General features: G+C 64.9%; 14 protein-coding genes and 1 pseudogene. 5 read left to right on the plus strand and 10 right to left on the minus strand.

Annotated elements, in window-relative coordinates; genetic code table 11:
* Positions 1-191: hypothetical protein (locus APH36_RS32415; RefSeq protein WP_218187333.1), on the plus strand; the 191-nt coding region annotated here is incomplete at its 5' end.
* Positions 192-422: 231 nt separating this feature from the next.
* Positions 423-659 (plus strand): DUF2798 domain-containing protein, encoded by a 237-nt coding sequence (locus APH36_RS29000; protein ID WP_021703070.1) that lies wholly within the window; start codon positions 423-425, stop codon positions 657-659.
* A gap of 213 nt (positions 660-872) precedes the next feature.
* Here APH36_RS29000 and APH36_RS29005 read toward each other — a convergent pair whose 3' ends face one another.
* Positions 873-1,547 (minus strand): haloacid dehalogenase type II, encoded by a 675-nt coding sequence (locus APH36_RS29005; protein WP_021703071.1) that lies wholly within the window; start codon positions 1,545-1,547, stop codon positions 873-875.
* Positions 1,548-1,612: 65 nt separating this feature from the next.
* Entirely contained in the window at positions 1,613-2,311 is a 699-nt protein-coding gene (locus tag APH36_RS29010; RefSeq protein ID WP_021703072.1) for a glutathione S-transferase family protein, read from the minus strand.
* A gap of 101 nt (positions 2,312-2,412) precedes the next feature.
* On the opposite strand from APH36_RS29010, the gene APH36_RS29015 reads away from it, so the two are divergent.
* Positions 2,413-3,027: a TetR/AcrR family transcriptional regulator gene (locus APH36_RS29015; protein WP_021703073.1), complete on the plus strand. Its 615-nt coding sequence runs from the start codon at positions 2,413-2,415 to the stop codon at positions 3,025-3,027.
* A complete protein-coding gene (locus APH36_RS29020) occupies positions 3,024-3,731 on the plus strand; it encodes a glutathione binding-like protein (RefSeq protein ID WP_021703074.1) in 708 nt (235 codons plus the stop codon). Before APH36_RS29015 ends, APH36_RS29020 begins: the two co-directional genes overlap by 4 nt.
* Positions 3,732-3,873: 142 nt before the next feature.
* On the opposite strand, the gene APH36_RS29025 is transcribed toward APH36_RS29020, so the two are convergent.
* Genes APH36_RS29025 through APH36_RS29040 form a run of 4 tightly spaced genes read right to left on the minus strand, consistent with a single transcriptional unit; the run spans position 3,874 to position 6,235 of the window.
* Positions 3,874-4,347 (minus strand): DoxX family protein, encoded by a 474-nt coding sequence (locus APH36_RS29025; RefSeq protein ID WP_021703075.1) that lies wholly within the window; start codon positions 4,345-4,347, stop codon positions 3,874-3,876.
* Between the two features lie 11 nt (positions 4,348-4,358).
* Complete coding sequence (locus tag APH36_RS29030) at positions 4,359-5,114, minus strand: DNA-binding domain-containing protein (RefSeq protein WP_021703076.1); 756 nt, start codon at positions 5,112-5,114, stop codon at positions 4,359-4,361.
* Positions 5,111-5,944 carry a DUF692 domain-containing protein gene (locus APH36_RS29035; RefSeq protein WP_021703077.1) on the minus strand — a complete coding sequence of 278 codons (834 nt, stop codon included), beginning with the start codon at positions 5,942-5,944 and terminating at the stop codon, positions 5,111-5,113. The genes APH36_RS29030 and APH36_RS29035 overlap by 4 nt, the downstream gene beginning before the upstream one ends.
* A gap of 18 nt (positions 5,945-5,962) precedes the next feature.
* Positions 5,963-6,235 (minus strand): DUF2282 domain-containing protein, encoded by a 273-nt coding sequence (locus APH36_RS29040; protein WP_021703078.1) that lies wholly within the window; start codon positions 6,233-6,235, stop codon positions 5,963-5,965.
* Between the two features lie 342 nt (positions 6,236-6,577).
* On the opposite strand from APH36_RS29040, the gene APH36_RS29045 reads away from it, so the two are divergent.
* Entirely contained in the window at positions 6,578-7,219 is a 642-nt protein-coding gene (locus APH36_RS29045; protein ID WP_021703079.1) for a DUF1109 domain-containing protein, read from the plus strand.
* Positions 7,220-7,230: 11 nt separating this feature from the next.
* On the opposite strand, the gene APH36_RS29050 is transcribed toward APH36_RS29045, so the two are convergent.
* From APH36_RS29050 to APH36_RS31440, 4 genes and pseudogenes are all read right to left on the minus strand, one after another.
* Complete coding sequence (locus APH36_RS29050) at positions 7,231-8,121, minus strand: HD-GYP domain-containing protein (protein WP_021703080.1); 891 nt, start codon at positions 8,119-8,121, stop codon at positions 7,231-7,233.
* Between the two features lie 40 nt (positions 8,122-8,161).
* Positions 8,162-9,043: a methyl-accepting chemotaxis protein gene (locus APH36_RS33330; RefSeq protein WP_370649567.1), complete on the minus strand. Its 882-nt coding sequence runs from the start codon at positions 9,041-9,043 to the stop codon at positions 8,162-8,164.
* Positions 9,017-10,093: pseudogene (locus APH36_RS33335) on the minus strand (methyl-accepting chemotaxis protein); the annotation flags it as partial. The pseudogene APH36_RS33335 and the gene APH36_RS33330, both read right to left, overlap by 27 nt.
* Before the next feature lie 206 nt (positions 10,094-10,299).
* Positions 10,300-10,465 (minus strand): DUF2282 domain-containing protein (locus tag APH36_RS31440; RefSeq protein ID WP_156342236.1); only part of this gene is annotated, 166 nt, incomplete at its 5' end.

The following is a 10,465-nucleotide window of genomic DNA, read 5'->3' on the forward strand; positions in this document are numbered from 1 at the left end:
CCGATGCCCGAGCTGGCACCGGTGACCACAGCCAGGCGATTGTCGAATTCGTTGTGCTGCATGGTTTGTCCTTGCATTCAGTGGGTGAGCACTGTGCTGAACACAAACCATGCCAGTATATAAGTTGTTTAAAAACAGTAGGTTGTGATTTTTGTTGTCGTTATGACCTGGAGTTTTTGTGGTCGCGGTGACTCATCGGTGGTCGCGATGACCCGGCCAGGCGAGCGCATTGCCTCCAGGCTCGTTCCGCATAGAATGCGCAGTGGGGACAATCGGTAAAATGTTCTGCACGGACGGATAAAACCACTGTGCGCATTCGCGGCAGGATAACAGCCATGCCAGGCGCCTTTGTGGCGTTCACGCGTTGAGGGCATCGAGGCGGAGGCGCATGGCGCGCTTCCCGTAACCAGGGGGCATGTACAGTGATCAAGCTATCGAAACGCCACGGGCACCATCTTTTTGCGTTGTTGCAGTCGGCCATTACCTGTGCGATTGCCTCGGCAATTGCCAGCCGTCCGCTGTTTCCCGTGGAACGGTTCATGGGGCACTGGTCGAAGGCCTGGGTGTTGTCCTGGCTGATGATGATTCCGGTGGTGCTGTTGATCGCGCCCTGGCTTCGGCGCCTGGTCAATTACCTGACCGACAGCGACAACCTCTGAGCCCACCGCGCAGCGATGGCATCGGCGGGCCTGAGTGAAAACGCCTACAGGGTGAAAAACGATGACGGCACTCGCGAGCGTTTCCGTACGCCGGGGCAAGCCTTCTCGCCTGGGGAACAGGTACGCATCGACGGCATTCGCCTTGTTCACTAGCAGCCCTGGCCCGAACGGCGCCCCGGCCATCATCCATGGGCGCCGTTCGCGCGGACAGCTTCAATCGAGCAGCCAGTCGCTCATCTCGCCCAGGTCACGTACTTCACGGGTCGGGGTGGCGCCCAATTCATCGAACACGGCCCCCTGACGATTGACCCAGCACACCGGAAAGCCGAAGTGCCGGGCGCCGGTCGCATCCCAACTGTTGGACGAGACGAACAGCAGCCTGTCCCTGGGGATGGCCATGGTTTGTTCGGCCAGGCTGTAGACGCGGTTGTCCGGCTTGAACACCTTGACCGTTTCGACACTGATCAGGTGGTCGAATGCCCAGCCCATGTCCGAGTGGCTGACGACCTGCTCGATGGAGTGGTGCGAGCCGTTGGAGGCGATGGCCATGGGCAGGCCGCTTGCTTTCAGCCGCCGCAAGGCCGCGGTCGTGTCCGGGTGGGGAGCCAGGTGCAGGTAGGCCTGGCCGAGCTGCCGCAGAGTGGTTTCATCCGTGGCGAGCCCCAGGTGCTTGCAGGTGTAGCGCAGGGCTTCTTCGGTTCGTTGCTCGAAGCTGGCATAGCGGCCCATGAGGCTGCTCAGCCAGGTGTATTCGAGCTGCTTCTGTCGCCACAGGCGGGAGATGGCCTCACCCTGGCCCGGGTAGGCGCTTTCGCAGGCCTGGACGACGGAGTGCACGTCGTACAACGTGCCGTAGAGATCAAAAACGATGCCTTCAATGGGTTGCATGCCACACCTCTCTGGGGATCGTGTCCGGGGGTCAGCGTGCGCTGGGCACGCTGACCCGGTGAGGCTTACGCCGGGTAGTTGGAGGGGAACAGCGCGCGGCGCATCTGCTCGTCGAGGTCTTTCTTGAAGGCGTGGTCCTTGCCCACTTCACGGGCACGGGCCGCCGCCGGGCGCGCATCGATGGCCTGGAACCAGCGCTGGATGTTGGGGTAGGCGGCCAGCGGGTCGCTTTCGCCCTTGAGCACGCGCGAGGCACGGTCGATCCAGCCCCAGGCTGAGATGTCCGCCAGGGTGTAGCTGTCGCCCACGATGTAGTCGCGCCCGGCGAGGTGCTCATCCAGCACCTGGTAGTGCCGTTCGGCTTCGCGCCGGTAACGGTTGATTGCATAGGGGATGCTCTCCGGCGCGGCATACTGGAAGTGCACGGCCTGGCCGGAGAACGGCCCGATACCCGTGGCGATGAACATCAGCCACGACAGCAGTTCGGGTTTGTCGGTCGGCGCGCCCATGAGCTGCCCGGTCTTTTCGCCGAGGTAGAGCAGGATGGCGGTCGAATCGAACACCCGTGCCTCGCGGCCACCGGGGCCTTCGCTGTCGACGATGGCCGGGACCTTGCCATTGGGGTTGATGGCCCGGAACTGCGCGGTGTGCTGTTCGCCCTTGCCGGTATCGAGAGGAACCAGCTGGTAGGGCAGCCCGGTTTCTTCCAGAAACAGGGCGACCTTGGCCGGGTTGGGCGTGGGGTGGTAGTAGAAATGAATCATGCGGGTGGGGTCCTGTCTTGTGTTTTAGATCGTTCGATCTAGAATAGGGCCGTCTACAGAAAAAGGGCAACACCTGTGTTGGCCTGGCAATGGGAGTACGGATGGCTCGGCCAAGAGAGTTCGATGAGAGGGCGGTGCTCGATGCAGCCGTTCAATGTTTCTGGGCCCGTGGCTATGAGGCCACTTCGGTGCGTGACCTGGCCCAGGGCATGGGGCTGACCAGTGCCAGCCTGTACAACGCTTTTGGCGACAAGCGCTCGCTGTATCGCCGTGCGCTGGACCATTACGTCGAAGAGGGTTTTGCCGACCGGGTGCGGCGATTCGAAGGCGTCCTGCCGCCGCGCCAGGCCATCGAGGCGTTCTTCGACGAGATACTCGAACGCTCGCTCAACGACCCCCAGCACAAGGGTTGCATGCTGGTGAATTCCGCCCTTGAGGCCTCACCGGACGACCCCGACTTCCAGCGCGCCGTGGCTGCTGTCCTGATACAGATCGAGGCCTTTTTCCGGCGCTGCGTGCTGGCCGGCCAGCACAGCGGCGCCATTACCTGCGCGCAGCCGGCGGACGATCTGGCGCGCCTGCTGCTGGGCATTCTCCTGGGCGTTCGCGTCCTGGCCCGAACGCGGCCGGAGCGTGAACTGCTCGAAGGCATGGTACGGCCAGCGCTGACCCTGCTTGACAGTCACTTGAACCTTCACGGGGACCACCAACGATGATCGAGCTCTACTACTGGCCAACACCCAACGGCCACAAGATCACCCTGTTTCTGGAAGAGGCCGGCCTGGACTACCGCATCCACCCGGTGGATATCAGCGCGGGCGACCAGTTCAAGCCCGATTTCCTCGCGTTCTCGCCGAACAACCGCATGCCCGCCATCATCGACACTGCGCCGGCCGATGGCGGGGAAGCAGTGACGGTGTTCGAATCCGGCGCCATCCTGCTGTACCTGGCGGAAAAAACCGGGTTGTTCCTGCCCACCGACCTGCGTGGCCGCAAGACGGTGACGGAATGGCTGTTCTGGCAAATGGGCGGGCTTGGGCCGATGGCCGGGCAGAACCATCATTTCGGGATCTATGCACCGGAAAAGATCCCCTACGCGATCAACCGCTACGTCAACGAAACCAACCGCCTCTATGGCGTGCTGGATCGTCGCCTGGCGGACAGCACCTTCGTTGCCGGCGAGCAGTACAGCATTGCCGACATGGCGTGCTACCCCTGGATCGTGCCGTGGAAGAACCAGCAGCAGAACCTCGACGACTTCCCCCATGTGCGCCGCTGGTTCGAGGCCATCGCCCAGCGCCCGGCCACGGTCAGGGCCTACGCCAGGGGTGAGCCGTTCTCCAGCCGCCCGACGGTGACCGAGGCGGGCAAGAAGATCCTCTTCGGGCAGACGGCGGGCAATGTACCGGCCGGGCAATGAGCCCCTGAGCCTGCCGTACCTGCCGTAATAGCCTTGATGCATTCAGCCGTGGGCCTCGGTTCCTGCCCCTCTCTCATAAACGGTAGAGGGGCACGGAGCGCCCACGACCTGAAGCGCACAGCATTGCCTGCGCCAGTCGCATTCAGCGAATGCGCAGCAGCCTGTCCAGCGACCACGCCCCGGCGCCCCGGCCGATGATGACCAGCAGCAATCCGGCCCAGGACAGGTGCGTTGGCCAGGCATCGGGGTAGACGAATACCTGGATGACCGCAGTCATGCCCAGCAGCGCCAGGGCAGACAGGCGCGAGAACAGGCCGACGATCAGCAGCAGCGGAAACACATGCTCGGCATAGGTCGCCAGGTGGGCGGCCAGGTGCGGTGACAGCAGCGGCAGGGCGTATTCGCTACGAAACAGCTCATAGGTACCGGGGGTGATGGTCAACAGCCCCTCGACCTTGGTGCGCCCCGAGAGAAAGAAGATCGCCGCAACGCTGATGCGCGCCACCAGGCTGAGCGTCGAGTCGCTGATCAGGCGCTGAAGCAGGTCGCACACCTGGTCCCAGCGTTGACGCACTGTGGCGCGGCTGTTGTTGGACGACGGCTGGGTGATATCCATGGCTATTTCCTTCATGCAAGAACAAGGGGAGAGAACACGCGGGCACCCAGCAAGCGGCTGAGCAGGTCGGTAAAGTCCAGGTCGCCTTGCCGCTGCAAGGCCAGGGCCGAGGCCCGCTCCAGATCGTGTCCGGCAGCGCAGGCGTCCAGAAACACGCAGCCAGCGGGTTCGAGCGCGTGCCAGGTGACGCCATCGCAATGGCCCACCAGCAAAGCGCCTTCGCCCTGCCAGGGCAGGTTGTCAGGCAGGTCCACCCCTTCGCGGTTGCAGCGCCAGAGGCTGTAGATCGGTTGCTCGTCGAACCACCGCCAGCGTGCGCTGGCGCGCGGGCGCAGGTGACAGGTTGCCAGTGCCTCGGGCGACACGCCGGCCAGGCTGGCAAGTTCCAGCGCGGGCTCCTGCACGGCACAGAAGGCCTCTATCCACAGGTAGTCGAGTTGGGCCACCGGGCCCAGGTAGGGCAGCTCCCGGGCCGGCTCGAAGGCCGCGAGAAACGCGGGAAAGTCCGCCCCGTAGAAGATCAGGCGGGCATCGCTTGGTGCGCAGGCGTTGGCATGAACGACCGCCGCCGCGCGCAGCCAGTCACGGCCGACCAGGCGTTCGACGCTGGGGAAGTTGTCACACAGCGCCTCGACGCAGCCCTTGAGTACGGTATTGCGGTACACCTGAAAGCCGGGTTGCGCGGTGAGGGCGGACAGTTCCGGGGCGGCACGTACCTGCAAGGCCTCGATGAAGGCGTCCTGGAAGTGTTCGAGACGTCTGATCATTGCGTCGCTCCCAGTCGGTCGAGCATGGCCTGGGCGTGCGCGCGTTCGCCGAGCAATGCCGTGAACGCGGGTACGTTGTCATCGCGCTCGATCAGCGTCGGGCGCGGGCCGATGCGCTGGATCAAGCGCTGATACAGGGCCCAGACCGGGTCAGCGACCGGGGCGTCGTGGGAGTCGATGAGCAACGCACCGCCGGCGTCATGGCTGTGCCCCGCCAGATGAATCTCCGCGACGGCCTGGCCCGGGAAGCGATCGATGTAGGCGGCCGGATCAAAATCGATGTTGTGCGCGCTGACGTGCACGTTGTTGATGTCGAGCAGCAGGGCGCAACCAGTGCGCTGCGTCAGCTCGGTGAGAAAGTCGATTTCATCCCAGTCGTGGCCGTCCAGGTGCAGGTAATGGCTGGGATTTTCGATGGCAATGCTGCGCCCCAGGGCATCCTGGGTACGCTGTATGTTGTCTGCGATGCGTACCAGGGCCTCGTGGCTGCGCGGGAATGGCAACAGGTCCGGGTAATAGTGATTGCGCCAGGTGGACCAGGCGAGGTGTTCGGATACCAGCGCCGGTCGCACGTGGTCTGCCAGCCTGCGCAGGCGCTGGAGGTGCGTCGGGTCGGGGGCGGCGTCCGCCGCCAGGGACAGGGAGACCCCGTGCAGCGACAGCGGATGCCGTTCGCCCACCGCTTCCAGGTGGGCCAGGCGAGCACCGCCAACCATGTAGTTCTCTGGGTGGACCTCAAACCACAGCCCGGCTGCGCTGCAGTCCCGGGCGGCGTCGTAGTGCTCGGCCTTCAAACCAAGGCCGGCACCCAGTGGCATAGGAGCGTGCATGATCGGCGGCGCCTGCGCTCAGGACTTGATCGGCGTGAGCGAGCCCATGCCCTTGGGGGTCTTGATCGAGGTGCAGGTGCCTGCCGGGACGTTCTTCCAGGCATTGCCCTGGTAGTCGACCTTGGAGGTGCCGGCGCAGCTGGTGCCGGCACCGGCGGCGCAGTCGTTCTTGCCGGCCAGGGAGACGCCGTAGCATTTTTCCACGCTTGGCGTGGCCTGGTTGTCGGCCATGGCGGTGGATGCAATGGAGGCGAGGGCGAGTGCGGCGGTAGCGAGGGCGAAGCTTTTCATGGTGTATCTCCGTGAGAGGCTCAATGGCCGCCAGCGCAACGTGACGGTCCGACCAGTAATTCGCTCTGGCGGCGCACTTGGTTACAGCACATCGAATATTTCCTTCGACGTGCTCACGCTCGCCGCCTTGACGCCTGCCCATGCCCCGGGGGCGCAACCACCTGGTGCTACAGCGCGGGAAAATTCACCCAGGCTGTAACCGTTACCCCCTTGGCAGCGAACTACCTCCACAGGGCCTGGCCGGTGCCAACGGCACCGCGCTCGGCCGCACATGGCTTCGATGGCCGGGCGCCCGCTGGTGCCAAGGCCCGCTTGGCATCGGGTAGCAGAGGTAGTTGGACGATGAGGACTGACGAGCTGATTACCCTGCTGGCGACCGGTGTGCCGGCGGTCGACAAGCACCTGTTCGGCAAGCGCTTTGCCCTGGCGCTGGTGGTCAGTGTCCTGGGGGCCGCGTTGCTGATGACCCTGCTGTTCGGGGTACGTCCCGATCTGGCGCAGGTGGCTCGCTTGCCGCTTTTCTACGCCAAGCTGGCGTTGCCGGTCGCGTTGCTGCCGGGGGCGCTGTACCTGACGCGGCGCACCGCGTGTCCGGGCGGGCGGGTCGGCGGCGCCTGGGTCATGCTGTGCATACCGTTGCTGGTGCTGTGGTTGGCCAGTGCCTATACCCTGCTGGAGGCACCGCTGGCCGCCCGCTTGCCATTGACCCTGGGTAGAACCTGGAAGGGTTGCCCGTTCAAGATCCTGCTGCTCTCGCTCCCCGGTATCGTTGCCTTTTCCTGGGCGTTGCGCGGCCTGGCGCCCACCCGGCTGCCCCTGGCCGGGGCGGGTGCCGGTGCATTGGCCGGTACGCTGGCCACCCTGGTCTATTGCCTGCACTGCCCGGAAATGACCGTGCCGTTCTGGGGCGTCTGGTATGTGCTGGGCATGGCCCTGCCCACCGCATTGGGGGCGTTGCTGGGGCGTTGTGTGTTGCGCTGGTAGGGGCTGTCGGCTCAGGCCGGGCCACGGGCCGGGCTGAATTGCCGGGCCAGGCGGGCGAGCAGGTCGGTATCGGGTTGGGGCGCAAGGTCGTCCGCGCTGCCGGTTTGCCCGGTTGCACGCAGTGCCAGGGCAGCGTCCGGGGTGGGGCGAACCAACTCGTAGCCGCTGGCGCACGAAGGGCAGAAGACATGATCGCCCTCGACGTGAGCCTGCTGTAGGACCACGGTAGGGCCGCACATCGCGCAGCGACGCAGGGGAATGCCCGCGTCGGTATGCCCCATTACGGCGTCGAGCAGGCCCTCGTGCCCCAGTTCGATGAACAGGCGGCCATAGTGCGTATTGAACTGCGTGCCGAGGTTCTGACCGATGATGCCCAGCGCCCTGTCCAGCGGCATGCCCGGGCGGTAGGCGCGGGAGCTGGTCATGGCGTCGAAGGCGTCACAGATACCGGTAATGGCGGCCATCGTGGAAATATCCGCTGCGCCGAGCCCGTGGGGATAACCGCTGCCGTCTGGGGTTTCGTGGTGCGAGGCCACGGCATCCATCACCAGCGCGGCTATCGGATGGGTTTCGAGCATGCGCCGGCCGATTTCCGGGTGCGTGCGGATCACCGCGTATTCGTCATCGTTCAGCGGGCCGGGCTTTCTCAATATGGCATCCGGGATGCCGACCTTGCCCAGGTCGTGAACGAAACCACCCAGGGCAAGGCGCGCCACCTCCGCTGGTGCGAAGCCGCTTTTTTCGGCCAGCAGCGCACAGTATTGGGCAACGCGCCAGAGATGGCCGCCGGTGTAGGGATCGCGGGCTTCCACGACCCAGGCCAGCGTCAGCAGGCTGGACAGCAAGGCTTCGTCGATGACAGGGCGCGCGGGGCGCTTGCCCAGCAAGTGGAGAATGTTCATAGGCGTTCCTTGGTCGGGCCGTATGGTTTCAGTCGAATGCCTAGAACGTGAAGTGCCGTATCAGCTCGTTCAGTTCTGCGCCCAGGCTGGAGAGCTCCTGGCTGGCCGAGGCGATGCGAGCACCCGCCTTGGTCGAGTTTTCGGTGATGCTGCGCACGGTGGTGATGTTTTCGTTGATATGCTCGGAAAGCTGTGTCTGCCGGTCTGCGGCGACGACGATCTGTTGGTTGGCCGCCTGGATCGACGCCACCGACTCACGGATTTCCTCGAGTACATGCCCGGCGCTGTGCGCAAGCTGCACGCTGGTGTGGCTCATGCTTTCGCTGCGCTCCATCAGCGTGGTGGCTTCCTGGGTGCCGGTGTGCAGGGCATGGACCAGCGCTTCGATTTCCCGCGTGGAACTCTGGGTGCGCTGCGCCAGCGCCCGCACTTCATCGGCGACCACGGCGAACCCGCGCCCCGATTCACCGGCGCGGGCGGCTTCGATTGCGGCATTGAGCGCCAGCAGGTTGGTCTTGTCGGCGACGTCACGAATCACGTTGAGTACACCACTGATGCGCTCGCCATCATGGCGCAGGCGGGCCATGGCCTGGTTGCACACCTGCACATTGCTGGCCAGGGCTTCGAATTGCTCGACCGCTTCTCTGATGACCCGGTCGCCCTCGACGCTGCGGGCTTCGGTGGTGATCGCCAACTGTGAGGCCTGGCGCGCGTCCTCGGCCACATGCCGGGCGCTGGCGACCATTTCGCCCATGGCCGTCGCCACCTGTTCGGTCTGGTGGCGCTGGTCGCTGAGCCCGGCACTGCTGCGGGTCGCCACGCCCGACAGGTCGGTCGCCGATACCGTCAGGCGTTCGGTGCTCGCACCGATATGGCCTATGATCTGCCTGAGATGACGCGCCATTTCCCGCATGGCATCCATCAACTGACCCAGTTCATCGTGCAGGCGATGGTCCAGGTTGCCGGTGAGGTCCCCGGCGGCGATGTGCCGTGCCAGGGCCAGGGCCCGATGCAGTTGCGGCACGATCTGCCGGGTGATCAGCCAGGCGGCGCCGAGGCCCAGCAGCAATGCCAGTGCCTGGGCCACCAGCAGTTCGCCATGGGCGGAGCGCACATCGGTATCGCGCCCCTGCACCTGTTGCTGGTAGGCGATCGTGGCGAGTCGTTGCAGCTCCTCGGAGTGTGCGAGCAGGGTCTGCTTCACCGATTCGCTCTGGCTCACGCTGCTTTGCAACTCCTTTACCCGGTCCTGGTAGGCCAGCACGGCCCGCAACCCTTCCACCAGTTGCGCCTGCAGGGTGTCGTTGGGTAGCCGCTCCCACAGTTCATTGCCGCGATTGCGTATGCTGTCGGCGGTCTGGGCCACCCGCTGTTCGCCTTCGGCTGTGGGGCGGGCGATGTAGCTCTGGACCTGCTCGCGCAGCCGGGAAATGATGGTTTCGAGCTCAACGATCATGCGCGCCCGCTCGATGCTCTGCGGGTCGCCGCCCGGCAGCAGGTCAAACAGTGCCTGGCGGACATTGCCGAAGTGCTGCTCGATGGCCTCGATGGCGGGGAGCATGGCCTTTTCTGCGCTTGTCGCCTGGTGGCGTGCCGTTACCAGCTTGTCGAATGCTTGTTCGTAGTCTCCCGCCACGGCGCTGATGTGATCCAGGGTTTCGCTGGCCTCGGGGCCCAGGCTGGCGCGGATTTCATTCACCCGCGCACCCAGCTTCTCGACCTCGCGGGTGTAGGCCTGGGCAGCACTGCTCTGGCCATTGCGGTCGAATTCGTTTTCCTTGAGGCGAACCGCCGCGATCAGGGTGGCGAGAGAGGCACTCTCGACCAGCGCTTCGCTGCGGTCGGTCAATTGATTGATGCTGCGCAGGGCGATCCCGGACAGCGTGATCGATAGCAGTAGCACCGCGCCAAAGCCCAGGGTCAATTTGCCATGGACTGACTTACCGAAGAACCGACCCACTACGGCGAACATGCTGAACGCTCCCTGATCGTTGAAACGGCCTGGCGCGTTGCCTGTCGTATCGGCAAGGCGTCAGGGAATACACAACGTTGGTGCTTGCATCCCGCCGGGCTGCGGCCTGCATGGGCGCAGCGTGGTGACGGGCAGGCGGTGCTAAAGCGGTGCGCCGGCCACGCCACGCATCGGTGCCGTGCGGGCGTGGTCGGCAACCCCGTGGGTCAGGACTTGATCGGCGTGAGCGAACCCATGCCCTTGGGGGTCTTGATCGAGGTGCAGGTGCCTGCCGGGACGTTCTTCCAGGCATTGCCCTGGTAGTCGACCTTGGAGGTGCCGGCGCAACTGGTGCCGGCACCGGCGGCGCAGTCGTTCTTGCCGGCCAGGGAC

The organism is Pseudomonas sp. NBRC 111133, assembly GCF_001320605.1.
In the GTDB taxonomy this organism is placed as follows: domain Bacteria; phylum Pseudomonadota; class Gammaproteobacteria; order Pseudomonadales; family Pseudomonadaceae; genus Aquipseudomonas; species Aquipseudomonas monteilii.

Excerpts from the sequence above, each read along its gene's own strand:
- APH36_RS29050 (WP_021703080.1), bottom strand. The coding sequence starts at position 8,121 with ATGAACATTCTCCACTTGCTGGGCAAGCGCCCCGCGCGCCCTGTCATC.
- APH36_RS29040 (WP_021703078.1), bottom strand. The coding sequence starts at position 6,235 with ATGAAAAGCTTCGCCCTCGCTACCGCCGCACTCGCCCTCGCCTCCATT.
- APH36_RS29010 (WP_021703072.1), bottom strand. The coding sequence starts at position 2,311 with ATGATTCATTTCTACTACCACCCCACGCCCAACCCGGCCAAGGTCGCC.
- APH36_RS29005 (WP_021703071.1), bottom strand. The coding sequence starts at position 1,547 with ATGCAACCCATTGAAGGCATCGTTTTTGATCTCTACGGCACGTTGTAC.
- APH36_RS29020 (WP_021703074.1), top strand. The coding sequence starts at position 3,024 with ATGATCGAGCTCTACTACTGGCCAACACCCAACGGCCACAAGATCACC.
- APH36_RS29035 (WP_021703077.1), bottom strand. The coding sequence starts at position 5,944 with ATGCACGCTCCTATGCCACTGGGTGCCGGCCTTGGTTTGAAGGCCGAG.
- APH36_RS29015 (WP_021703073.1), top strand. The coding sequence starts at position 2,413 with ATGGCTCGGCCAAGAGAGTTCGATGAGAGGGCGGTGCTCGATGCAGCC.
- APH36_RS29025 (WP_021703075.1), bottom strand. The coding sequence starts at position 4,347 with ATGGATATCACCCAGCCGTCGTCCAACAACAGCCGCGCCACAGTGCGT.
- APH36_RS33330 (WP_370649567.1), bottom strand. The coding sequence starts at position 9,043 with ATGGATGCCATGCGGGAAATGGCGCGTCATCTCAGGCAGATCATAGGC.
- APH36_RS29030 (WP_021703076.1), bottom strand. The coding sequence starts at position 5,114 with ATGATCAGACGTCTCGAACACTTCCAGGACGCCTTCATCGAGGCCTTG.
- APH36_RS29045 (WP_021703079.1), top strand. The coding sequence starts at position 6,578 with ATGAGGACTGACGAGCTGATTACCCTGCTGGCGACCGGTGTGCCGGCG.